At 69.5% G+C, this 21752-nt stretch carries 23 protein-coding genes; 3 read left to right on the top strand and 20 right to left on the bottom strand.

All coding sequences use genetic code 11. The features are described from left to right. Positions 1–2 precede the first annotated feature (2 nt). Together EAT49_RS00275 and EAT49_RS00270 are read right to left on the bottom strand one after the other, a co-directional pair. Positions 3–3968: a baseplate multidomain protein megatron gene (locus EAT49_RS00275; RefSeq protein ID WP_123640234.1), complete on the bottom strand. Its 3966-nt coding sequence runs from the start codon at positions 3966–3968 to the stop codon at positions 3–5. Positions 3969–3977: 9 nt separating this feature from the next. After that, positions 3978–4466 (bottom strand): NlpC/P60 family protein, encoded by a 489-nt coding sequence (locus EAT49_RS00270; RefSeq protein ID WP_123640233.1) that lies wholly within the window; start codon positions 4464–4466, stop codon positions 3978–3980. Positions 4467–4499: 33 nt separating this feature from the next. On the opposite strand from EAT49_RS00270, the gene EAT49_RS00265 reads away from it, so the two are divergent. Next, entirely contained in the window at positions 4500–5387 is an 888-nt protein-coding gene (locus EAT49_RS00265) for a dihydrodipicolinate synthase family protein (RefSeq protein ID WP_123640232.1), read from the top strand. A gap of 9 nt (positions 5388–5396) precedes the next feature. Here EAT49_RS00265 and EAT49_RS00260 read toward each other — a convergent pair whose 3' ends face one another. The 16 genes from EAT49_RS00260 to EAT49_RS00190 all read right to left on the bottom strand — a co-directional run bounded on the left by EAT49_RS00260 (position 5397) and on the right by EAT49_RS00190 (position 19698). Next, entirely contained in the window at positions 5397–6281 is an 885-nt protein-coding gene (locus tag EAT49_RS00260; RefSeq protein WP_123640231.1) for a DUF2163 domain-containing protein, read from the bottom strand. Continuing rightward, positions 6278–6904 (bottom strand): DUF2460 domain-containing protein, encoded by a 627-nt coding sequence (locus EAT49_RS00255; RefSeq protein ID WP_123640230.1) that lies wholly within the window; start codon positions 6902–6904, stop codon positions 6278–6280. Before EAT49_RS00255 ends, EAT49_RS00260 begins: the two co-directional genes overlap by 4 nt. Beyond that, positions 6904–9321 carry a phage tail tape measure C-terminal domain-containing protein gene (locus EAT49_RS00250; protein WP_123640229.1) on the bottom strand — a complete coding sequence of 806 codons (2418 nt, stop codon included), beginning with the start codon at positions 9319–9321 and terminating at the stop codon, positions 6904–6906. Before EAT49_RS00250 ends, EAT49_RS00255 begins: the two co-directional genes overlap by 1 nt. Next, positions 9314–9442 carry a DUF7697 family protein gene (locus EAT49_RS21665; RefSeq protein ID WP_281274693.1) on the bottom strand — a complete coding sequence of 43 codons (129 nt, stop codon included), beginning with the start codon at positions 9440–9442 and terminating at the stop codon, positions 9314–9316. The genes EAT49_RS00250 and EAT49_RS21665 overlap by 8 nt, the downstream gene beginning before the upstream one ends. A gap of 98 nt (positions 9443–9540) precedes the next feature. Continuing rightward, positions 9541–9978, bottom strand: coding sequence for a hypothetical protein (locus EAT49_RS00245; protein WP_123640228.1), 438 nt, complete (start codon positions 9976–9978; stop codon positions 9541–9543). Continuing rightward, positions 9978–10919 (bottom strand): phage tail tube protein, encoded by a 942-nt coding sequence (locus EAT49_RS00240; protein ID WP_123640227.1) that lies wholly within the window; start codon positions 10917–10919, stop codon positions 9978–9980. The genes EAT49_RS00245 and EAT49_RS00240 overlap by 1 nt, the downstream gene beginning before the upstream one ends. 24 nt (positions 10920–10943) lie before the next feature. Beyond that, positions 10944–11363 (bottom strand): acyl-CoA transferase, encoded by a 420-nt coding sequence (locus EAT49_RS00235; RefSeq protein WP_123640226.1) that lies wholly within the window; start codon positions 11361–11363, stop codon positions 10944–10946. A gap of 619 nt (positions 11364–11982) precedes the next feature. Continuing rightward, positions 11983–12615 (bottom strand): DUF6441 family protein, encoded by a 633-nt coding sequence (locus EAT49_RS00230; protein ID WP_123640225.1) that lies wholly within the window; start codon positions 12613–12615, stop codon positions 11983–11985. A gap of 5 nt (positions 12616–12620) precedes the next feature. After that, positions 12621–12932, bottom strand: coding sequence for a head-tail joining protein (locus EAT49_RS00225; protein WP_123640224.1), 312 nt, complete (start codon positions 12930–12932; stop codon positions 12621–12623). Beyond that, on the bottom strand, positions 12932–13945 hold the full coding sequence (locus EAT49_RS00220; protein ID WP_123640223.1) for a major capsid protein: 1014 nt from the start codon (positions 13943–13945) through the stop codon (positions 12932–12934). The genes EAT49_RS00225 and EAT49_RS00220 overlap by 1 nt, the downstream gene beginning before the upstream one ends. Before the next feature lie 82 nt (positions 13946–14027). Further along, positions 14028–14393: a head decoration protein gene (locus EAT49_RS00215; RefSeq protein WP_123640222.1), complete on the bottom strand. Its 366-nt coding sequence runs from the start codon at positions 14391–14393 to the stop codon at positions 14028–14030. A 4-nt stretch (positions 14394–14397) separates the two neighbouring features. Then, positions 14398–15423, bottom strand: coding sequence for a head maturation protease, ClpP-related (locus tag EAT49_RS00210; protein WP_185020591.1), 1026 nt, complete (start codon positions 15421–15423; stop codon positions 14398–14400). 4 nt (positions 15424–15427) lie between these two features. Further along, entirely contained in the window at positions 15428–16873 is a 1446-nt protein-coding gene (locus EAT49_RS00205) for a phage portal protein (RefSeq protein ID WP_123640784.1), read from the bottom strand. A gap of 79 nt (positions 16874–16952) precedes the next feature. Beyond that, a complete protein-coding gene (locus tag EAT49_RS00200; RefSeq protein ID WP_123640220.1) occupies positions 16953–17168 on the bottom strand; it encodes a phage head-tail joining protein in 216 nt (71 codons plus the stop codon). A 3-nt stretch (positions 17169–17171) separates the two neighbouring features. After that, the gene (locus tag EAT49_RS00195; protein WP_221181408.1) at positions 17172–19166 is read right to left on the bottom strand and encodes a phage terminase large subunit family protein; all 1995 of its coding nucleotides are present in this window, start codon (positions 19164–19166) and stop codon (positions 17172–17174) included. Beyond that, positions 19114–19698, bottom strand: coding sequence for a hypothetical protein (locus EAT49_RS00190; RefSeq protein WP_123640218.1), 585 nt, complete (start codon positions 19696–19698; stop codon positions 19114–19116). The genes EAT49_RS00195 and EAT49_RS00190 overlap by 53 nt, the downstream gene beginning before the upstream one ends. A gap of 111 nt (positions 19699–19809) precedes the next feature. Here EAT49_RS00190 and EAT49_RS00185 point away from each other — a divergent pair, with 111 nt between their 5' ends. Further along, positions 19810–20082, top strand: coding sequence for a hypothetical protein (locus EAT49_RS00185; protein ID WP_123640217.1), 273 nt, complete (start codon positions 19810–19812; stop codon positions 20080–20082). Between the two features lie 96 nt (positions 20083–20178). Further along, entirely contained in the window at positions 20179–20766 is a 588-nt protein-coding gene (locus EAT49_RS00180) for a DUF3489 domain-containing protein (protein ID WP_123640216.1), read from the top strand. A gap of 57 nt (positions 20767–20823) precedes the next feature. On the opposite strand, the gene EAT49_RS00175 is transcribed toward EAT49_RS00180, so the two are convergent. Further along, positions 20824–21453, bottom strand: a complete 630-nt coding sequence (locus EAT49_RS00175; protein WP_123640215.1) for a class I SAM-dependent methyltransferase — start codon at positions 21451–21453, stop codon at positions 20824–20826. Continuing rightward, positions 21393–21752 (bottom strand): DUF7220 family protein, encoded by a 360-nt coding sequence (locus EAT49_RS21790; RefSeq protein WP_425459505.1) that lies wholly within the window; start codon positions 21750–21752, stop codon positions 21393–21395. Before EAT49_RS21790 ends, EAT49_RS00175 begins: the two co-directional genes overlap by 61 nt.

Raw genomic sequence — 21752 nt, 5'->3', positions numbered from 1 at the left:
CCTCAGAAGCTCAGCGTTACAGCCTTGGGCGCACCCCGCCCGACAAGGGCGGAGAGCTGATGGATGCGGATGTCGAGCGTGTCGCCGGGCCCGAGCGGCCCGCCCCAGTCGGCGGTCTGGTGGGCGGCCGTGTAGACCGCGCTGGTGGTGGCGGTGCTCAGCACCCGCTTCAATGTGGCGCCGTCGAGAATCTCGACCTCGTAGGCTTCGAGCTCCTCGGCCAGCGGCACCTCGAGCCCGCCCCAGCTGTCGGCCGAGAGCGCGCGGGACCGGCGTGTCCAGCGGATCGTCAGATCGCCGGGACTGCGCGCCTTGCGCCACGGCTGTTCGACATGGGCCACAGAAAACGGCCGCAGCCCGACACCCTCGGGCGCGAAGGCCTGCGCCACATAGGTCTCGTCGCTGACCGGACGGCTCGCCGGGCCGACGCGCCAGTTCCACGGGATGCCGAGATCGGCCTCGGCGATCGGCAGCGACGCGAGGCTGTCGTCGAGCACGACGACCCGCGCGCCTGCCGGAGCCGGGTTGCCCATGGCGCCCTCGGTCCCGCGCTGGCCGCGCAGCAGGCGTGTCAGGCGGTATCGACCCGGCGCCAGCAGCTCCGCCGCGCCCGCCTGCACGATCTCCCAGACCCCCGGCGCGGTTTCCACGGCCAGCGCGTTCGCCCCGCCGAACAGGGTGAGATCCGTGACGCTCTCCAGCGTGCCGGTCAGCAGATCGACCACCAGCGCATTGCCGAGGTCGAAGCGCGAGGTGGGCCCCGCGTAGAAATTCGAGGCCAACGCCCCGATCCGGGCGCGGCTGCCAAACGTGGTCAGCAGTTCGAAGCCATCGGTCGAGGGGCTGCGGAACACCGCCACCTCGCCGGGCCAGGGAACCGCATGGGCGGCGACCAGCGGCCGATGCGCGGGCTGGTCCTCGGTCAGCTGCGGCAGATCCATCAGCACCGCATCCGGCGCGCCGAACACGACGGCGCGCGTCAGCGACGCTGCGCGGGGATCGCCGGGTGGCAGATCGTAGGTCGCCCGGTCCTGGCGGACCGCCTCGATCCCGCGCGCCTCCGAGTCGGCGATGGAGACCAGCCGCAGATCGACCAGCCGCCCGTCATGCTCCAGCCGGATCGCGTCGGCCGGATCGAGCGCGAGGCGCGAGGGCGGCAGACGGAACGCCGCGGTCTCGCGCCCCACCCACGCCTCCATCAGCGCGCGGCGGCAGCGCCGCTCGGCCTCCTCGGGCGGCACCGCCATCTGGAAGGACTCGGACGCAATGCGCGTCGTGTCCACCGTGATGCGCCGCGCCTCGACGAGGGCCGCGTCGTAGTCCTCATCGGCGCGGGCGACCTGCCACTTCAACGCCTGCGGCAGTTCCGTCTCCTGGCCGCGGGTCAGCTCCAGCACGTCGCCCTCGCGGGGGGCCACCAGATCGTCTGGCCCGAGGGTGACGACCGAGGCCCGGCCGCGCATCACGAAGCGGATCACTCCCTCGGTCTCCACCGCGTCGAAGCCGAAATGGCGCGACAGCGTGGTGATCGAGGCGCGCGGGCTTTCCAGCGCCGTGATGGCGTAGCCCTCGACCGCGCCCCAGAGGCCGGTGACGTCGATGCGATCCTCGGGGAGCCCCGCCCGCTGGCAGAGATGGCGGACCAGTGCGGCCAGCGACACCGCGCCGAGCCGCCCCGTCAGCCAATGGCCGAGCCGCCAGTTCGCCCCGTCTGTCCAGACGTCGGTCAGCGCCGGAAAGAATGGGTACGGCCGCGCGTCCCAGGTCCAGGCGGCGCATTCGGGGGCGTGCACCATGCGGCCGCCGTAGACTGAGGAAACAGGGTTGTTCGCCGCGGTGCCCCACCAGAGGTACGTTGCCTCCAGATAGGCCCGCTGAATGGCGTCATCCCGCCAGCCCCGCGAGAAATGTGGCGTGAAACTCTCGGACGACTTCGGATCGAAGAAGACGTTCGGCTGGTTGGTGCCACGGTCGATGGCCGGGCAGCCCAGCTCGGTGAACCAGATCGGCTTGGACTGCGGCGCCCACGCCGTCGGTGTCGCGCTCTCGACTCCGCCCGGGCGGTCGTAATGCGTGTTCGACCACCAGGCGCGCAGATCCTTGTAGCGGAAGACCCACGGCTTGCCCGCCGCGCCGTCCGTGATGGCTGTCCGAACCTGCGCCGACCGATCCGCCGCGCTGGCGTAGAACCAGTCGAAACCTTCGCCGCCCGCGATGTTCCCCTGCAGGTAGGCCCGGTCGTAGATGGCGGGCCAGCCCTCGGCCGCGTCGAGATGCTCGAACCCGTCACGCCAGTCGGAGAGCGGCATATAGTTGTCGATCCCGACGAAATCGATCTCCGGATCGGCCCAGAGCGGATCGAGGTGGAAGAACACGTCGCTCGAGCCGTCGCCCGGCTGGTGGCCAAAGTATTCCGACCAGTCCGCCGCGTATCCGATCTTCGTCCCGGCACCGAGGATCGAGCGGACATCCGCGAGCAGGTCCCGATAGGCCTGCACCGCCGGATAGGTACTGGCGCCCGAGCGGATCGTCGTGAGCCCGGGCATCTCGGTGCCGATCAGGAACGCATCGACCCCGCCCGCCGCCGCGCAGAGATGGGCGTAGTGCAGCACCATGCGGCGCAGACCCCAATCGCCCGCAGGCCCGGTCCACGAAACCGACTGTCCCGCCACGCTGAAGCTGGCGGGCGTGGCCGCACCGAACAGCGCCGCGACCTGGCTTGCGGCCGTGGCGGTCTTGTCCACCGTCCCGGCGAAACCGGCCGCGGGCGAACAGGTGATCCGGCCGCGCCAGGGAAAGGCGGGCTGGCCCGTCCCGGCGGAGTTGTCGGAATACGGGTTCGGCAGGGTGTTGCCGGGCGGCACGTCCATCAGGATGAAGGGATAGAAGGTGACCCGCAGCCCGCGCGCCTTCATCTCCTGGATCGCCTGCACCACCGCGAAGTCCGACGGCGTGCCGCCATAGACGGGGCGGTCCTGATCGTCGCGGCTGACGAGGAAGGCGCTGGCGCGGCTGACGCCATTCACCGACCAGCTGGCGGGCGTGGTCGACTTGGCGGACACCTCGACGCCCGGCCGCACCTTGCACGATCCCGCGCGCAGGTCGTCGCCGAACCAGGCGACGACGAGGCTGACGCTCTCGACCGCTGGCGCCATCGCCTGCAGGCGATCGAGCGCTTCGACCATGTCGGTGGAGTCGGCCAGCGCGTTCAGGTTCTCGGGCACCGTCGCGCCACCATCGGTCTTGCGGATGGCCTGCGTGGCGTAGGTGAACTCGCCCGAGGCAGGGATCATGGTGACGGCGCGGGTCAGCCCTTCGGCGGTGTCGGGATCGGCCAGCGGCCGGAACACCTCGAACGACAGTTGCGGCAACCGGTTGCCGTAGGTGGACAGCGCCAGTTCCTCGAAGACGACATAGGCCGTGCCGCGATAGGCCGGCGTGCTGGCCGCGCCCATCCTCGCGGCGATGAACGGGTCAGCGGTCTGTGCCTCGTCGCCCGGATACCAGCGCCAGGTGACGCCGGAGAGGTCCATCGGCTTGCCGTCGGCCCAGATGCGGCCGATGCCGGTGATCGGCCCCTCGCAGAGCGCCACGGCAAAAGAGGCGTAGTACAGATACTCGGTCGTCTTGACCTTGCCGCCCCCGCCGCCCTTTCCGCCACCCTGCGTGGTGGTCTTCGTCTCCTCGCGGAAATCCGTCGCCCAGATGATGTTGCCGCCCATCCGCATCCGGCCGTAGAGCCGCGGGATGACCGCGCCCTCGGTGGCCGAGGTGATGCGCAGCGTGTCGAGCCGCGCGCCCTCGATCCGCTGGGTCGGCGCCAGTGATGAGATGATCCAGCTGTCCACGACCGAGCCGACGGTGGAGCCGATGAAGCCGCCGATGGTGGCGGCGCTGACGCCGAGGATCGCGCCGCCGATCGAACCGCCAATGGCGGCGCCAGCGGCACCGAGAACGAGGGTGGCCATGTCGGGGTCTCAGCGTTGCGGGAACAGGAAGGCGAAGGCGATGCGCCGTCGCCAGGATTGCGTCAGCGGTTCCTCGATGACGCCGAGCCGCTCGTAGGCATGGAGGAAGCTGTCGGGCCCGGTCAGGATCCCGACATGCTTGGCGATGGCGCGGGGCTTCATGCGGAAGAGGACCAGCGCGCCGGGGCCTGCCTCGGCGGGCGACACCTCGATCATCATCCGGCGTGCGCCCTCGGCCAGAACCTCGCACGGACCGGTCTCGCCCCAGTCGCGGCTGTAGGGCGGGATCGGGAATGGCTCTGGGCCGACGACCTCGCGCCAGACGCCCCGGGCCAGCCCAAGGCAGTCGCAGCCGACGCCGCACAGGCTGGCTTGGTCGTGGTACGGTGTGCCGAGCCACGCGCGCGCAACCGGGATTACTCGGTCAGGATTAGCTGCAGCCTTGGGTGCCGCCGTGGGGGGCGCCTTGCCATTCCGAGGGATTTGTGGCGTCACCATGGGTTTGACTACCGTGCCTTGAGGGCTATCGAGATGAACTTTACTGGTCTGTCCGCCTTTCCAATCACGCCGGCTACCGGGGACGGGCGCGTGCAGACCGACGCGCTTGTTCGGGTGCTGGAGCAGTTGCGGCGACCCGATCTTGGTTCGGTGGGCCTGCTAGGCAGCACCGGCACATTCGCGTATCTGACGCGCGCAGAACGACGCCGGGCGGTGTCTGTGGCGGCTGATGTGCTGGGCAGCAGTGTGTCGCTGATGGTTGGGGTCGGAGCGCTGCGCACCGACGAGGCCTGTGCATTGGCCCGCGATGCGGCGGAGGCTGGTGCAAATGCTGTGCTGCTGCCTGCGGTCAGCTACACGCCTCTGACTCAGGATGAGGCCTACGCCCATTACAGCGCCGTTGCGACCGCAAGCGATCTGCCGCTGTGCATTTACAACAATCCCAGCACCACGCATTTCAACTTCGACGTCGCGCTAATACAGCGACTGGCGCAGGTACCCCGGATCGCTGCAATCAAGATGCCGTTGCCCGCGCAAGGCAGTCTCGCCAGCGATCTGGCCCGGCTGCGCAGCACGCTGCCTGCAGACTTTGCCATTGGCTACAGCGGGGACTGGGGCTGCGCCGAGGCGCTGCTGGCTGGTGCAAATACGTGGTATAGCGTGATTGGCGGGATCCTCCCCGAGATCGCATTGCGGCTGACTGCGGCGGCGATGGCAGGCAATGCGGCGGAGGCCCGCCGGATTGATGAAGAGCTTGCCCCGCTCTGGGCGCTCTTCAAAGCCCATGGCTCGCTGCGGGTGGTTTATGCGATGGCGCGGCAGATGGGCCTGACCGACTGCGACCCTCCCCGCCCAATCCTGCCGCTGGACGACGAGACGTGCCGCGAAATCGCCGCGGCGACCGAGCCTCTGGCTCGCTAAGCGCTCCCCTCACAGCACGCCCCCATCATGACCACCGTCCTTGGTCGCGTACCGCAGGACTGCGTCCTGACCGGGGATGTGCGGGAAGCCTCGGAAGTTGGCGGTGTTCCCGAACTTCGCGCCGCAGGTCTCCATGCGCTTGTCGCAACCCGCACGGATGATGAAGGCGTCGTCCTCGGCGATCGCGCGCACCGGTGCCTCGAGCAGGGTCAGGATCGCCACGCCGTCGGTCACCTCATGGCCCAGCACCTCGGTGCGCCGTCCTGCGTTCGCACCGCTCGTCCAGTCCAGCGTGCCGAAGGTGAACCAGCCGGAGGTGAAGCTGCCGAGACCCGAGGCGGTGAAGGCGCGGTCACGCAGGAGATCGATGACGGCGCCGATGCCCTTGAAGGTCGGATCCTCCAGATCGACCCCGCAGCGCGCGTCGCCGAGCGCGGCATCGCAGGTCGCCTGAAAGGTTCGCCCGACCGTCTGGCCCAGCACATGGGCGAGCGAGCGGACTTCGGCGACGAAGGCCAGCCGCCCACGCCGGATCTGGCCAATGGCGCCGCGCCGCATCAGCACGCGCTGGCCGGTGCCCGCCCAGTTCACTCGCCAGACCTCCACCGCCGCGTTGTCCCAGCGACCGTCGAGGATCTCGGTCTCGGTGATGCGCTCCGAGGTCAGCACCCCCTCAGCGTCCTGCGCATCGACGGACAGGTCCGAGCCCGAACGGACCTCGGAGGCGGTCAGCCCGCTCTCGGGCTCAAAGTCTGTCCCGTCGAAGGCGAGTGTCCGGTCGTGATCGGTGAAGCCGAAGGTGGCGCCGTCGGCCCGCGTGATCCGCCAGCACCAGGCGAGCGTCGTCGTGCCCTCGTCGAGATGGGCCTGAAAGGCAGGAGCGAAGGTCTTCATCGGCGCAGTTCCAGAAGCGGAATGGAGGTGATCGAGCCGAGCCGCTCAAGGTCGAGCGTCACGTCGAGCACGTCGGTGTCGAAGCGGACCGGCACGTCGAACTCGAACCCCGCGGTGATCGCGACGCCAGCGCCCGGCGCGGTGCCGAAGGTCACGACGCCGGTGGCGATGTCGACCGACCAGCCAGACGGCTGCTCCACGCCGCCGAGCGCGATGCGCACGGTTCCGGTCACCGGTTTGGCTATGGCGCGTGTCCAGGTTTGCGCGCCGGAGGTGTAGCGCTTCACCAGCTGGAAGGCGCTCGTCGTGCCGTCGCCGGTGCCGATCGCCTGATCGGTCGGTGACGGCGTGCCCGATGGCAGGCAGGACTTGTGGTCGCCCCAGTCCTTGAACCGGAAGCCATGCAGCCGCCCGTTCCGCGCCTCGAAGAAGGCGACGACCGCCGCCAGATCGTCGGCGCGGCGGATGCCGTAGGCCACATCGTAGCGGCGGCGCGAGTTGGCCCAGCTGGCGTTCCTCTCCTCGTCGCCCGAGGCGAGCTCGACGATCTGGGTGCGCCGTTCCGGCCCGCCGCGCGCGCCGCGACTGATGTTGTCGGGAAACCGGACCTCGTGAAACGCCATCACATGCCCCTCCGCCCGAGCGACACGGCGCGGGCGATGTCCGCCGCGACCTGCGTGCGCGACTGCCGAAAGCTCTCGGCGTCGCGGGCCATGATGGTGACGTTGACGCCGCCGCCCGCGCCGTAGCTCTGGGCCTCCCGCCGCGACAGCACGCGCTCGCCGCGCTGCAGGATTGCGGGCACCTCGTCGTGGCGGAGGCCAGCCATCCCGCCGCCGTGCATCCGAGGGGCAGCGGCGAAGGCCATGGCGGGCACCATGCGCGAGGGCCCCGCGAACCCGACCATCCCGCCCGCATGTAGGACGTTGGCGAAGATGCCGCCCGCCCCGGAGAACACGCCGGAGAGCGCATTGGCGATCGGCCCCAAGATGAACCGCCGCGTCGCCAGCTGGGCGAGATCGGCCAGCAGCGAGATGACGAGGTCTCGGAAGTTCAGCTTGCCGGTCTTCACGAACTGGCCCACCGCGTTCTCGGCCGACTGGAAGGCGCCGACGAGGCTCTGGCCGATGTCGCCGCCGATCTCACGCGCCTTGCTGGCGTAGTCCGAGAGCGCAGCCGTGACCGCCTGCCAGCCGGTGACCGCGATCTCCACATTGGGCTCGGCTGCAGCTGCGGCAGCACCCGCGGCGGAACCGGCATCGGTCGCCGCCTGTCCGGCGCCGTCGAGCGCGGTCTCGAACCGCTCCGCCGCGGCCGTTGCCTCGGCCAGCGCATCGGCCCCGTCCTCATCCGTGCCGCGCACCGCGTCGCGCAGGGCTTGCCAGCTTTCGAGGGGCGCACGAGCCCCCTCGGCCAGATCGCGCGCCGCGCCGCGATAGAGGTTTGCGGACTCGAGCGCGCGAGCGGCCGCGTCCGTGAGCCCGAGATCGGGCGCGGTGAGCGGGTTGTCCTCGAAGGCCCGGTCGAACGCCGCCTGCGCAGCTGTCGTGGCAGCACTTGCCGCGCCCTCGAAGCGGTTCTCGATCTCGCCCAGGTCGAGGTCGGGCACCAGCGAAATGCGCCGCTCGGAGCCGAGAGCTTCCAGTCCCTGGTTGATGCCGCCGATGAAGCCGTTGATGCGCGAGACCACGCCGTTCAGCATGGCCTCGACGCCGTCGACCAGGCTGTTGGCCGCCTGGAACGCCAGATCACCGATGGCGGCGGGCAGCAGGCCCCAGACCGCCTTGATCGCCTCGTAAGCCCCCTCGAACGTGTTCGCGGCGGTGTTGCCGAAGCTCACCACGCTATCGATGGCGCTCTGCATGCCCGAGGCGGCGTCCGCCTTCAGGTCGAAGAACATTGCCGTGGCGGCCGCGGCCGCCGCAGCGGCGCTCATCTTGATCCGCTCCCAGACCTCGACGGCGAGATCCTTCAGAAGCGACATCGCCTCGCCGAACCCGCCCGCGCCGGAGACGAGGCGGGTGAACTGGTAGACGAGTTCACCCGCACCGACGATCAGCGCGCCGATGCCGGTCCGGATCAGCGCCCCGCGCAGCACGACCAGTGCTGTGGCGAGGCCGCGGACGGAGATCGCCGCAGCCGCCATGCCGGCCACCCAGCGTCCCGTGAGGAAGGCGGCGAAGGTTGCGGCGTAGGTCGTCAGGCGGCCGATGTTGTCGAAGAGGCCGCGGATCGCGATGCCGAGCGGCCCGGTGCGGCTGGCGACCGCGGCCATGGCGTCGGCGACGGCTTCCAGCGCCGGAGCCGCAGCGACCGCCAGCTGGTTCGACAGCCCGCGCCAGATAAGGCCGAGCCGCGAGATGGCGTCGTTCGTCCGCTCGATCTGGTCGGCGTCCTGTTCGGAGACCACGACCCCGAAGGCAAGCACGTCCTCCGTCGCCTGGCGCAGCGTCGCGGTGTCGATCCGCGACATGGCGATGGAGCCTTCCTCGCCGAAGAGCTGCCCCGCCACGGCGGCGCGTTCTGCGGCGGGCACGAAGCTCTCGATTGCCGCATTGATCGCGCCGACGCGCTGGTCCAGCGGCAGGGCGATCAGCTCATTGGCCGAGAGCCCCAATCGGTCCAGCGCGTCGGCAGCAGGGCCGGTCCCGGCGGCCGCCTGGCTAAGACGGCGCGTCAGATCCTTGGTGGCTTGCTCGATGCCGGACATCGACACGCCCGCCAGCTCGCCCGCGCGCTCCAGTGTCTGGATCGAGGCGACCGTGGTGCCGAGCGACTGCGCCAGCTTGGCCTGCGCGTCGACCGTCTGCAGGCCGGAGCGCACCATCGCCACGCCAGCGGCGGCTGCGGCGGCCACGGCAGCGGCTGCCGCGACCCGGACCCGCCGCGAGAAGGCCGCGAGCCGGGCGTTGGCCGCCTCCATCTCCCGGCTCAGCCGTCCGAAACCGCGCGATCCGGCTTCGCCCACGCCTTCGAGCTCGGCGCGCACCTGCCGTCCGCCCACGGCAGCGAGGCGGACGCTGACCCTCTTCTCAGTCATGGGAGTGATCCATCTGTTCGTTGAGCTTGGCCACCATCACCGCTTCGATGACGGGCAACAGTTCGGCCATGGCGAGCGGCGGCACGCCGAGCGCGTCACCGAGCGCGAGTGCTGCCGACATGTCCCAGCCGATCACCGCGCCGGGCAGGACGCGCAGCTGGCCGCCGAGCCGGCCGACGAGATCCCAGACCTGCCAACCCTCCGGAGTTTCCGGACGGTTCAGCCGCGCCGGGCAGTCCGGGCAGGTTTGCGCGCAGGCTTCGCAGTAGCGCTCGCCCCCGCCGAAGGACCATTCGGCGAGAGCGCGGAGGCGTTTTTTTCCTGTTCCAGCAGCAGGCCCTTCGAGACGTAGGTCAGTTGGAACGCCTCGAAGATCGGCCAGATGTCGAGCAGCGCGTCGATGGCTTCCGGGCTCGGGGCGATGGCGTTGCCGTCCGCATCGCTGATGCCCTCCCAGCCGAGCACTGCCCGCCGCGCCAGCGCCTTGGCGAAAGCGACGGCGCGCTCCTCGTCCGAGGCCTCCTCGGGCACCGCCTCGACGGCCGGATCGCTACGCGTCGCCACCATCAGCGCGGTGGTCAGCGGGCGCAGCTGCACCCGGACACCGGGCGCGAGATCGTGCCAGCGCGGCGCGTTCGTCAGGTCGAGCGTCAGCATCAGTAGCTCTCCACGTCATTCACGAGGGTCGCGGTGCACATTCGGCCCACGACGCTGTCGCGGGCGGCCTGCCAGTCGAATGTCGCCTGCACGCCCTGCGGCCCGGAAATCTCGATGCGCGGGCGCGGCAGGTAGACGGCGTGGACGGTGAAGGTGAAGCTCTCGCCCGAGGGCAGGACGTAGGCGAACTCCATCTCGCAGGCCTCGCCATTGATGGCCTGCGTCACCAGCGTCTGGTCGGCGAAGCGCACCTCGATCCGGCCGGTCAGCGCCGCGATGGACGGGTCCGCGCCATCGATGCGCCCGTCGCTTCGGATGGTCTCGATGCGGTCGAGGTTGTTGGCATAGGTGATCTCGGCCGAGACCACATTACCGAGCACGGAACCGTTGCGCTGGATCGACCCGTTGAAATGGCCGAAGCGCTTCAGCTCCAGCGCAGCTGGGGTACCAGCGCTGGTGGTCATGCCCACCGTCTCGCCCTGCGCCACCAAACGCGCCGTGGCGGTCAGCAGCCCGGAGCGCTGCATCTGCCAGGTGATCTGGTCGAGCACGCAGCCGGAATACATGGCATAGCGCGGCACCTCGGGCATGCCGGTCTCGATCGACATGCTGGGCAGCGTCCAGGACCCGGACTGGAACTCGTGGGTGTAGGGAGCTTCCGCGCCCGTGGTCGTGGGTGTCCCGAAGGCCGCCTTCAGCCAGAAGCCGAAGGCCTCTGCGTCGAGCGGCACGACGACGTCGCCATCGGCCGTCACCGCGTCCTTGATCGGCGCCAGCGGATCCCGGCCGTAGCCGAGCAACTCGCTGTTCAGAAGCGGTTGCTCCGCGCCAAGCGAGGTGCTGGCGAAGGGCATGCGGGTGAAACCGCTCGCGGGCGGCGTTCCATAGGTCGTCTCGAACGCAAGCGCCATCAGCGCCCGCGCCCCCTGGGCTCGTGCCATGTTCGTCTCCTCGAGTTGTCGGGGTCAGGCCAGCTGGTCGGCCGTGGAATAGTGCAACACCACCGGGATCACGGCCGCCTTCAGGCTCGCCGCGCCCTCGACCGGCACGTCCACGGGGCGCGGCGCTTCGGCCTCGATCCAGTCGCAGAGCCCGCCAAGCGTGCGGTCGGCGGCGAGCGCCGTGCCTATGCTGGCGGTCAACGTGTCGAAGGCGGCGTCACGGTCGTCGCCCTGCACGACCGCTTCGATCTCGGCGCGGTGCTGGTAGTGGTAGCGCAGCGGCGACAGCGTGACCTCCGGCTCTCCCGGCTCGCCGTCGCGCAGGATCAGGAGCCCCGCCGCCGGGACGCGCTCGGGTAGCACCTCACCGCGAAGCACGGTGGCGGGCAGCGCCGAGAGCCGCGCGTGCAGCGCGGCGAGGATGGTTTCGCGTGGGGTGGGCATGAAGAATGAAGCCTACGGCGTCGCCGACCAGCTCAATCTTGCCGAAATCGCTCGTCGGTAGTTCGTATCGATCTGAGGTGGAGTTTTCCGAACGTATTGCTCTGCATTGTCCCGGGCCGCCCCACGAAGTCCCGCGAGGTAGTCCACGACTTGATCTTCGGTGGGTATCTTCTCGGCGTCGCCAAACTTGGGTGGAAGCGCGGTCCAGACAACTGCGTCCAACTGCTGATACCGAAGCCATTCCGCGCTGCCCACTATTTGCGCCGGTCCATCACCACCGCGTTCTAGGGAGCCGATAAACTCTGGTTTACTCTTTGGCACGCCTTCACGGGCGCGCAGCGCTTCCCGAGCAGCCTCAATGTCTGTGCAATCCATTAGTGCCCACAGAGAGCGCACAATTGCGCCTGCTTCGGTGAGGACAAGGGTTATGCGTCCGTCCCGTGATTGACGAGCAAACTCAACTTGGACCAGTGGCCCATCTTCGAACCACGAACCTCTAATCGGCAGGTCACGCGGGTCCCAGACCAACGAACCCCATCCGAGGCAAGCTATCCGCATTGATTCCCTCCTGCCGACGTCTGTGTGAGTTCGCTAGTCCCCTTTGTCTCTGTCGAATAGCTCAAAGACGAACGTCGATCCAATTCGCCACGATCAGCCCCGACACGCTATCGAGCGCCCGCTCGGCGTCTCGGTCGAGGTCGAGCCGCTTCGGCAGCTTGACCTGCGGTACCAACAGAAAGATCGGCGCGGTGACCTGGTTACGGCCGGTCTTCGAACGCGAGGCGACCGCCTGACCGCGGTTATTGATGCGAGCCCTGTCGGCGACGAGCAGGCTCGGGCCGCGGCGGCGATAGACGAAGCGCAGGCGCAACCCCCGGCGGCGCTCCCATTCGCCGGGGGTGATCTTGCCGCCGCGAAGGCCCCGCCCGGCGGCTTCGGTCGGGATTGCCAGCCAGAAGCCCTCTTTCGAGCGGATCAGCGGGCCGGTGTCGTGGGCGCCGACGATGACTGGCGCCTTGGACCAGACCAGCGCCGCAGCATTCAGGCTCTCGCCGGCCTTCGGGTAGGTCTGGCTGCGGATCGAGTTCGCGAGCCGCCGGCCGAGCCCCGCTCCGGTGATCTGGCCGCGCCAGGCGGTCTTCAGCCCCGTCCCGGCCTCGCGCATGGCGGCGGTGACAGCCTTCTCGCCGGCCTTCACCTCGGCGGCCATGGCGGCGATGAGGTCCGGCGTGATGTCGAGCTTCAGCTTCATCACAGTCAGACAGGGCGCAGATCGACGGTCCAGACCAGCCGCTCGCGGTCGCGAACGGGCTCGCCATGGATCAGGAAGGCCTCGCTGTCGATCTCGATGCGGTCGCCGGGCCGCGGGGTCGCCACCTCTGCGAGGCGCAGGTCCAGCCGGGTCGTTTCCGACCAGATACGCGCCTCGCCGAAGCCGGTCACTTCGTCTGGCTGGCGCAGGATGGCGCGGACCAGCGACGGCGCGCCACCTTCGGCGGTGTAGACAACATCGCGCGCGAGATGCGCGTCGGCGAAGAGCGCATCCAGTGCCGTGGCGAAGGCACTCATCAGGTCCGCCTTGCCGAGCGCAGCACCTGCGGCCGGGTGCAAATCGGGAGCGGATTACTCTCGATCTCGAGCCGCACCCACTCGTCGCGATCCCGGTCGGGGATCGTGCGCGCATAGAGAGGCTGGCCGAGCGTGTTCACCGTCTCGAAGGTGTCGGCGGGGGCGTAGTAGATCTCGAAGAGGCCCTCGATCCCTTCGGGATAGAAGTACGCCTTGTCGGTGGGCACCGTGAAACCGACGCCGCCCCGGTAGCGGCGGAAGGTGATGCCGCCGAAGCTGACCTCGTCGGCGACGCGCCCTCGCAGATCGGCCGCGGCGGCGGTGTTGAGGTAGGTCTCGCGCACTTCCTTGTGGGCCACGAGATCGGCGAAGAAGGCCGAGCCGCATTCGGCGCGGATCTGCACGGCGCCGGCCGAGAGCCCGCCCATCGAGTCCTCGATGCTCTCGATGAGCGCCTGGCAGCGCTTGCGCAGCGCGCCCGAGGCCGGGCTCGCATTGTCGAGGTCGAAGTCGATCTCGGCGGCAGGCGAGATGCCGAACTCGGTAAAGTAGTTCACCACCGTCGCGTGGTCCTTCGGATCCTTCACCAGCCCCTGGATGCCGTTCAGGAGGTGGTACTCGAAGGTCGTCTCGGCGTCCTGGCGGAGCTTCCTGAGCCGATACGCAACCTCCGTCTGCACCTGCTGGGTGGCGCTCTCGGAGCCGAAGTCGCGGACGGACTGGATTTCGGAAGCCCAGAGCACGTCCTGCTTCTTGAACTGGCGGCAGACGAAGGCGCGCATCTCGCGCCGGTCGGGCACCTGCTGCTCGTAGGCCGACCCGCGCTCCGAGAACGGGATCAGCGAGAGCGTGCCGTCCCGGCTCTCGATCACGACGGTACGGGAGCGCACGCCGCGCGGGCTGAAGAGGTTCGAGCCCGAGAGCAGCGCGGGCTTGTAGGGGATGTTTTCGAGCGCGCGCGTGAGCTCGACGATGGTGAAGGCATCGCCTTCGAAGATGTCCATGGTGGCCATGAGGATGCCTCCTGTCAGGAGCGCGCCCAGCAAAAGTGGATGCCGGTTTTGCGTGCGGGCGCGCGTGAAAAAGGGAACTGGGTCAGCGGACGAGGATGCCCGCGGCGAGGAGCGCCGTGTGGGCGGCCGCGATCTCGCCCTCGCTGGGCGTGCCGGCGAAGACGAGGTCGTGACGGTTGACGATGGCGGGGCCGCGGACGACGGCGACGGCCGGCACGTCGCCGGCGGACGCATCCGCATTGCCCCAGAGCACGGCGACGGCGGTCTCGGTGCCGTCGACGGCGGCCGGCTCGTGGGCGGTGTATTTGCCGGACGCGGTGATCTTGCCCAGCACCGTGCCGGGCTCTAGCGTGCCGGCGGCGACGGTGATCGTCTCGCGGGTGTAGTCGCGGAAGGCTTCCCAGACGAGGAAGCCGCCGGGGTGCGTGCCTTCGACCAGCGTGGTCATGGTGTCATCCTTTCAGCTTGAAGGTGCGGGCGACGATCTCGCCCCAGGGGCGCGCGGCCGAGGAGCGGCCGGGCTGCGGGTGATGGGGCGCGATCTCGGGCTCGGCCTCGGCCTTGGCGGCGAGGAGCGCGGCGCGCACCTCGTCGAGGCTCGCGTCCTCTTCGAGGAAGCGGCCCGCCATCTGCGGTTGGCCTGCGAGGAGGCAGAGGTCGACGACAGCCCGGGCGTGGCCTATGGCCTCGGCCCGGATCGCGGCGGGATCGGGCGGCGCGCCACTGGGCGGTGGCGTCTCGGCCGGCGGCTCCGGGGTATCGGAAGTGGGGGCCGGCTGGTCCTCGGCGTCCGCGACCTCGTCGCCTTCGGCGGCGGCCTCAGTGTCCTCCTCCGCTTCGATCTCACCGCCGTCGCTCTCGCTGTCGGGCTCCGGCTCGGCCCCGATCGCTTCGACCAACATCGGCGGCGCGTTGCGGAAGCGCCCGATGTCGAAGTTCGCGGCGATCCGGACAGGCTCGATCAGCCGGTCGGCGAAGCCCTGCGCCACGGCGTCCGACGCGTCGAACCAGGTCTCGGCAGCCATGAGCGCCGAGACTTCCTCCGGCGTCCGGCCGGATTTCGCGGCATAGCCGGAAACGAGGCTGCCTTTCACCTTGTCGAGCGCCTCGGCCATGGCGCGCATGTCCTCGGCCGTGCCCATCACGAGGCCGGCCGGATCATGGATCATCAGGAAGGCGTTCTCCGGCATGACGATCTCGTCGCCCGCCATGGCGACATAGGAGGCCGCCGAGGCGGCGATGCCGTCGATCCAGACCGTGACCGGGCCTTCGTGCCGCTTGATCGCGTTGTGGATCGCGACCGCGTCGAAGACCGAACCGCCAGGGCTGTTGAGCCGCAGATCGACGGGCGTGCCCTCGGACAGCGCGCCCAGGTCGCTGAGAAACCCCTTCGCCGAGACCCCGTAGGCGCCGATCTCGTCATAGATCGCAACTTCCGCCCCCGTTCCCCGGGCGCGGATCGCATACCAGCTTGCCATGTCGTCACTCCTGTTCGGTGGCCGGATCGGTCGTCGCCGCGCCGTCGTCCGAGTCGTTGCCGGCGCCATCGCCGGGCGTTGCCCGCGTTGCCGGAGACGCGCGGGCGCCTTGCGTCTCGCCGGGGCTCGTGCGGTAGCGCAGGCCGAGACCCGTCGCGTGCGCGGCGTCGGCGGCGTTCTCGCGGTCGACTTCCTCGATGTCGTAACCGGTGGCCTCGACTACCTTGCGCCGCGAGGTGATGCCGGCCTCCATCGCCAGCACCTGCGCCTGGATGTCCTTCAGCGGATCGACCCAGTCCCAGCGCGGCGGGATCCATTGCACCGGCCGCACCGCCGCAGCATCGGCATCGAGCGCGCCCGACAGCACCGCCGTCTCCAGCCAGCGCTGCCAGACCGCGCGGCAGAGCTGGTGCACGATCACGCCATGCTGCAGTTGGCCGATGCGGCGGCGGAACTCGACAAGCTCGGCCCTGAGGCTCGAGTAGTTCGCCTGCCGGACATCGCCGGTGACGAGGTGATAGGGCAGCCCGAGCGAGGCCGAGACCGCCAGCAGCGTGCGGTATTGGAACGCCTCGTAGCCGCCGCCGACATCCGCCGGCGACGAGAACTTCACGTCCTCGCCCGGCAGCAGCACCTGCATCGTGCCGGGCTCGAGGCTCGCGATGGCGGCCCCGTCCAAGTCCGCCTCGGCCTCGCCCATCATGGGCTCTTCCGGCGCGGTCTTGGTGATGAACCCCGCGAACATCGCCGCGGTCTTCTTCCGATCGAGCTCTGCGTCGTCGTACTGGTCGAGCAGGAACAGCCGCACCATCGCCGGCGCGATATGCGGTAGTCCCCGGATCTGGCCCGCATCGATCGGCCGGTAGATGTGCAGCACGTCGGCCGCCGGCACGCGCGCAGTCTCCGGGATCACCGCCCCCTGGTCGGTGCTGTCACCCGGATGCCGGCGGCGGAAGTGGTAGGCCACGCGTCGCCCGATCGCATCGAACTCGATCCCGCAGCGGATGCGGTTGCCGTTCGCCGCCGTCTCGGTCTTCTCGAAGGGCAGCATCTCGGACTGGAGAAGCTGCAGCTGCAGCGGGACGAGCAGTCCGTCCTCGGTCCGGCGCGTGCGCAGCCGGACAAAGCACTCGCCGGCGACGAACATCTCGCGCGCGACCATGGCCTGCAGGCCGTAGAAGTCGGTCAGCCCGTCCGCATCGGCCTCGTCGGTCCAGGCGAGCCAGAGCCGCTGCACCTGGTCGCGCAGATCGGCGTCTCCGATCAGCGAGGACGGCTTGATCCCGTCGCCGACAAGGTTGGCCGCGAAGGCTTCGCAGGCGTTGGCGGCATAGCCGTTCGTCACCACCAGCTCTCGGGACCGCGCCAGCAGACGCGGGCCACCGGAGGCGACCAGCGCGTTGATGTTCTCGAGCGGCGGGTTCCAGCCGCGCAGCCGACGCTTCGCCATGGCGCCCTCAAGGCGGGCGCGTACGGCGGCGGGGCCGCCGGCGGACCGACGGCGGAAGCGGTCGAAGAGGCCCATGGGTTCAGAGCCCCTTCGCCGTCGTCACGCGCACTTGCCGCACAAGCCGACGCCCCTCGGCCGTGGCGATCTCGCGATCCAGCGCCTCGATGGCCCGGTCGATCTCGGCGACGCTGCGGTAGTCCACGGTCTTGCCGTCATAGCTGACCCGCGCCACGCCCGAGGACCGCTGCGCGGTCAGCGCGTCGCGGCGGGCGCGGAGCTCGGCGGCCGTGGCCATGGATCACCTCATGTAGCTCGAGCGCACCGTCCGCCGGCGCGGCGTCGTTCGTGTCGGGCTGGACGGCGCCATCGCCGGACCAGCCTCGGGCCCGTCCTGCTTCGCCACCCCGAGCTGCGCTTCCAGATCGGCCCAGCGTGCTTCGGGCCAACGATCCGCGCCCGCGATCCACGCTGCCGCGCGGGCATAGACCCGTGTGTCCAGCGCCTCGTTGCGCTCGCGGAGCTTCTGCCATTCGAGCCGCGCAAAGCCGCGTTTCGTGCGCACCGTCACCAGCTGCTCGGCGGTCAGCTGCTTGAGCCATTCGCTGTCCGCCCAGTCCGGTAGGTGGATCGTGCCGGGCGGGCACAGCGCACCGGCCGCCTGTTCTTCCCTCGTCGGCCGGTCCTGCCGCAGGAAGCGATAGGTCTCGGCCTTGAAGGTCGAGGTGGCGACGGTCCAGAGCCGCGCGCCGCGCCGGAGCCGCTTGCCCGCGACAGTCGCATCGACATAGGTCGGCCCGGTCACAGGACTTGTTCGCGTGAACCCCTCGACGCCCTTCACCGGCGCCACCTGCGCGAACCCCACCTGGCGCGACCAGGCATAGACCGCGCTGGTCTCGTAGCCCGTGTCGATCGCGAGCCGCGCGAGCGCCAGATGCTCGCCGGAGGCATGGGACCATGTGCGCCCCAGCAGATCGGTGAGCAGCTGCCAGCAGGCCGGATCGCCGGGACCGCCCTCAAGCACGAGGTGGTCGACGAGCCAGCTTTCCAGCCCGCGGCCCCAGGCCCAGACATCGACCTCGATCCGGTCCTTCTGAACGTCGGCGCCCGCGGTCAGGAAGAGCCCGCGCTCGGGCACCGTGCCCGGCGTCCATGCCTCGCGCCGGTCCGCCAGCCGCTGCCAGTCGGGCGCCTCGCCGGTTTCCATCCAGGTCTCGCCGAGAATGGTGTTCCGGAACGCCCGCATCGCCTCGTCGCTGCCCCGTGCCGCCTCATGCGCTCGAGCAATCCGCTGCCAGCTGAGCCAACCCACCGGCGAATAGAGCGCCGAGAGGTGGTAGCCGGCCGTCGTGGGATCGGTAGCCGTTCCCGTCGCGCGCCACTCGCCGCGCTCGAGCATCCTCGTCTTGTGGTGCTCGGCGATCGGCCGCTCGCAGCCCTCGCATTGATACTCAGCCTTCTCCGGCCGCCCCTTCTCCCAGCGCAGCCGCTCGAACTTCAGCCACTGCATCGCGTCGCAATGCGGGCACGGCACGAAGTACCGTCGCTGGTCGGACGCCTCGAACTCGCGCTCGATCCGGGAGAGCCCCCGGATCGTCGGGGTCGACACCAGGAACACCTTGCGCCGATGGGCGAAGGTCAGCGAGCGGGCCTCGGCCAGCGTGACCGGGTCGCCTTCCTCGTCGGCCGAGGCTGGATAGGCGTCGACCTCGTCGAGGAAGATGTAGCGCGCCGGTGTGGACCGCAGCCCGACCGCCGAGTTCGCGCCCGTCATGATCAGGATGCCGCCCGCGAACTCCTTCGACAGCATCGTGTTGCCAGCGTCGCGGGAGCGCGCCGGCTTCACCCGCTCCCGCAGGCCGGGGCTCTCGTCGATCAGCGGGTCGATCCGCTGGCGCGAGTTGCGCTTCGCCAGCTCCACCGTCGGCTGGACCGCCAGCATCGGCCCCGGCGCCTGGTGGATGACGAAGCCGATCCAGTTGTTGCCGGCCTCGGTCGCGCCGACCTGCGCGGCCTTCATGAACACGATCCGATGGGTGGGATCGCCGGGCGAGAGCCGGTCCATGATTTCGCGCATGTAGGGCGTGCGCGCGGACCGGTACTGCCCGGGCTCGGCCGAGGCGCGCGAAGCGAGTTTCCGGTGGCGGTCCGCCCAGCTCGAGACGGTCAGATCCGGGTCGGGACGCAGCCCCCGCGACCAGGCGCGGATCAGCGCGGCGGCGCCGTCGAACCCGAAGAGATCCTCATCCAAGCCCGGGTTGGATCTCCGCGAGGCTGTCGAGCTGGGCGCGGACATGGGCCTCCAGAACCTTCTGCATCTGCGCCGCCTCCACCTCGCATGCATCCCCCAGCGCCGCGGTGATCTCCGAGGCCATCAGCGCGGCAACTCGCGCGGGCCAGGTCACCCACGCATCGCGTTCGTCGCGCGCGAGCCGGAACATCAGCGTCTCCGCCCGCGCACGGTCGACCAGTTCCCCCTTCAGCTTCTGGAGCCGGATGCGCCGCTCCTGCGCCTTCAGCACCTCGTTCGCGGTCTTGGCCTGCAGGAACGTCGTGCCGCCACCCATGGCCGGGGCGGATAGCCCCTGTTCCCGTAGCGTGTCGCCGACGGCGGCGACGGCGGCCTCGGGCACGGGCTTCAGCTTCGGCGACGCCGGCTTCCTGGTCTTCGACGGATCCGTCGTCTCGGCTCGCCGCTGGTCGGACGCCGCTGCGTCGATGCTGCCATCCTCGTGCAGGACGAGCCGGCTGGCGGCCTTCGCCTTCTGGATCGCGCCGCGCGACAACCCGACATGGGCGGCGTACTGGCGCTCGCTCATGCCCAGCATCGAAGGCTCCGATTATCATTCAGAATCATGTGCTTATCGAGTTGATAAGCGGTGCGGACAGAGGGAACGTGTCTCCAGGAGGACGATGCAACTCACCACGGAGCCACCCCGATGACCACCCGCCTGAACCAGATCACCACCCCGCGCCACGAACTCCGCGCCGAGAAGGCGCGCCGGAACAAGGAAGCCGCGCTCGCGGCCTTCATCGGCAAGAAGGCCGAGATCGACGAGATGCTCGCCCGCCTTCAGGCGCTCAGCGACGACCATTTCAACTGCGCGCCCGACGAGGTGGGCTGGGCGATGGTCGGCACGCTGGAGCACTACGCCAGCCTCCTGAAGCGCATCACCGACAGCGCGTTCGGCGAGGGCGAACACGCCGAGTGATCTCCGGCCCCGCCGGAACTCCCGCCGCGCGCCCTGCGCGGCTCGGGGTCGTAGAAGGCGCCGCATGTCGCGGGCCCCGTACACGGAGACGACCCCATGACCAAGCTTTCCGACACTCAGCTCGTGATCCTCAGCGCCGCCGCGCAGAACGAGGACCGCAACGTCCTGCCGCTCCCCGGCTCCCTTCGCGGCGGCGCCGCCGCCAAGGTGGTCGGCGCGCTCCTCTCCCGCGGGCTGGTCGCCGAGACCACGACCGACAGCCGGACCAAGGCCGACGCAGCCCTCAACCGCATCTGGCGCAACGACGAGGACGGCCGCGCCATCCTTCTGCACATCACGGACGCGGGTCTCGCCGCCATCGGCGTCGAGCCGGAGGGAGGCGACAGCGCGCCCACGGGCGCCGACGAGGCGCAGAGCCCAGAGCCCCCGCAGGACGCTCCCGCCAACGCCGACCCCGCACCCAAGGCGCGCGCACCGCGCGCAGGCACGAAGCAGGCGAAGCTGATCGAGATGCTCCGCGCCGAGGGCGGCGCGACCATCGACGAGATCGTCGCCGAAACGGGCTGGCAGCCGCACACGGTCCGAGGCGCCTTCGCCGGCGCGCTCAAGAAGAAGCTCGGACTCGAAGTGACTTCCGAGAAGGTCGAGGGCCGCGGGCGGGTTTACAGCCTGCCCAGCGACTAGGGCCGCAGATCACCACGGTCCGATGCCGCCGTCCCGCTCGGGGCGGCGGCTCTCGTTTCAGTGATCCGTCTTCCGGAACACGCTGTACTGGAAGCTTTGCCGGTTGCCCTTCGGCGTGATGTGCAGATGGCGTCTAGCGTCAATCATATCGAACTGCCCCGGCAGCAACCTGTCGAGTTCCTGCGCCAGAGCCTCGGGCGCATAGCGCACCACGGGCAGACCCGAGCACATCTCCGGTCCGTCATCCGCAAAGGTCGCAATGATCGCAATCCCACCCGGTCGCAGGGCGTCCGAAAGCGCGCGGGCGTAACCGGCACGGTCGTCGACTGCGGTCAGAAAGTGGAACACCGCACGGTCGTGCCAGACTGCGTAGGCCCGTTCCGGCTCCCATGTCGTAATATCCGCCTCGGTCCAGGCGACGTCGTCGCCCCGAGCGCCGAGACGCTGCCTGCTGACCGCCAATGCGGCGCCTGACAGGTCCAGCACGGTGAGGGGGCCGAAGCCCTCATCGAGCAGGACATCGACGAGGCGCGACGCGCCGGCGCCGATATCGATGAACGGCTCACCCGGCTGCAGGTGCTCACGGACGAGTTCGAGCGAAAGGCCGGGCGTGGCCTCGAACCAGGTCAGTTCGTCTTCCGACCTCGCACCATAGACCCCGTCCCAATGCTTTTGTCCGCCCGACATTCGCTTCGTTCCTCCCTCTCGAAGCGAGTGTATTTCACCGGACGAGAGCGCGTCACCTTCATTCCGTCATTCGGCGACTTGGGCTCACGGATGCGGATCGCCTCGAACAGCCGCCGCAGGACATAGGACCGCGCGATGCTCACCACCGTGAACACCGCACCCATCTTAAGGTTCTGCGCCAGCGTCGTGTGCAGCCCGAAGGCCGGGAAGACGAGGATCTGCGTGATGACGGCGACACCATAGCCTACCGCCACGTTAGCGATGGCTTCGACCAGCGACATGGCTCGGCTCTGTTTCAT

It is taken from the genome of Histidinibacterium lentulum (assembly GCF_003789055.1).
Classification (GTDB): domain Bacteria; phylum Pseudomonadota; class Alphaproteobacteria; order Rhodobacterales; family Rhodobacteraceae; genus Oceanicola; species Oceanicola lentulus.
The sequence above is the reverse complement of the archived record's forward strand: the minus strand, read 5'-3'. Positions and strand labels throughout refer to the sequence as shown.

Coding starts and splice junctions, on each gene's coding strand:
- EAT49_RS00275 (WP_123640234.1), bottom strand. CDS start 3,968: ATGGCCACCCTCGTTCTCGGTGCCGCTGGCGCCGCCATTGGCGGTTCG.
- EAT49_RS00270 (WP_123640233.1), bottom strand. CDS start 4,466: ATGGTGACGCCACAAATCCCTCGGAATGGCAAGGCGCCCCCCACGGCG.
- EAT49_RS00265 (WP_123640232.1), top strand. CDS start 4,500: ATGAACTTTACTGGTCTGTCCGCCTTTCCAATCACGCCGGCTACCGGG.
- EAT49_RS00260 (WP_123640231.1), bottom strand. CDS start 6,281: ATGAAGACCTTCGCTCCTGCCTTTCAGGCCCATCTCGACGAGGGCACG.
- EAT49_RS00255 (WP_123640230.1), bottom strand. CDS start 6,904: ATGGCGTTTCACGAGGTCCGGTTTCCCGACAACATCAGTCGCGGCGCG.
- EAT49_RS00250 (WP_123640229.1), bottom strand. CDS start 9,321: ATGACTGAGAAGAGGGTCAGCGTCCGCCTCGCTGCCGTGGGCGGACGG.
- EAT49_RS21665 (WP_281274693.1), bottom strand. CDS start 9,442: ATGTCGGCAGCACTCGCGCTCGGTGACGCGCTCGGCGTGCCGCCGCTC.
- EAT49_RS00245 (WP_123640228.1), bottom strand. CDS start 9,978: ATGCTGACGCTCGACCTGACGAACGCGCCGCGCTGGCACGATCTCGCG.
- EAT49_RS00240 (WP_123640227.1), bottom strand. CDS start 10,919: ATGGCACGAGCCCAGGGGGCGCGGGCGCTGATGGCGCTTGCGTTCGAG.
- EAT49_RS00235 (WP_123640226.1), bottom strand. CDS start 11,363: ATGCCCACCCCACGCGAAACCATCCTCGCCGCGCTGCACGCGCGGCTC.
- EAT49_RS00230 (WP_123640225.1), bottom strand. CDS start 12,615: ATGAAGCTGAAGCTCGACATCACGCCGGACCTCATCGCCGCCATGGCC.
- EAT49_RS00225 (WP_123640224.1), bottom strand. CDS start 12,932: ATGAGTGCCTTCGCCACGGCACTGGATGCGCTCTTCGCCGACGCGCAT.
- EAT49_RS00220 (WP_123640223.1), bottom strand. CDS start 13,945: ATGGCCACCATGGACATCTTCGAAGGCGATGCCTTCACCATCGTCGAG.
- EAT49_RS00215 (WP_123640222.1), bottom strand. CDS start 14,393: ATGACCACGCTGGTCGAAGGCACGCACCCCGGCGGCTTCCTCGTCTGG.
- EAT49_RS00210 (WP_185020591.1), bottom strand. CDS start 15,423: ATGGCAAGCTGGTATGCGATCCGCGCCCGGGGAACGGGGGCGGAAGTT.
- EAT49_RS00205 (WP_123640784.1), bottom strand. CDS start 16,873: ATGGCGAAGCGTCGGCTGCGCGGCTGGAACCCGCCGCTCGAGAACATC.
- EAT49_RS00200 (WP_123640220.1), bottom strand. CDS start 17,168: ATGGCCACGGCCGCCGAGCTCCGCGCCCGCCGCGACGCGCTGACCGCG.
- EAT49_RS00195 (WP_221181408.1), bottom strand. CDS start 19,166: ATGTCCGCGCCCAGCTCGACAGCCTCGCGGAGATCCAACCCGGGCTTG.
- EAT49_RS00190 (WP_123640218.1), bottom strand. CDS start 19,698: ATGCTGGGCATGAGCGAGCGCCAGTACGCCGCCCATGTCGGGTTGTCG.
- EAT49_RS00185 (WP_123640217.1), top strand. CDS start 19,810: ATGACCACCCGCCTGAACCAGATCACCACCCCGCGCCACGAACTCCGC.
- EAT49_RS00180 (WP_123640216.1), top strand. CDS start 20,179: ATGACCAAGCTTTCCGACACTCAGCTCGTGATCCTCAGCGCCGCCGCG.
- EAT49_RS00175 (WP_123640215.1), bottom strand. CDS start 21,453: ATGTCGGGCGGACAAAAGCATTGGGACGGGGTCTATGGTGCGAGGTCG.
- EAT49_RS21790 (WP_425459505.1), bottom strand. CDS start 21,752: ATGAAACAGAGCCGAGCCATGTCGCTGGTCGAAGCCATCGCTAACGTG.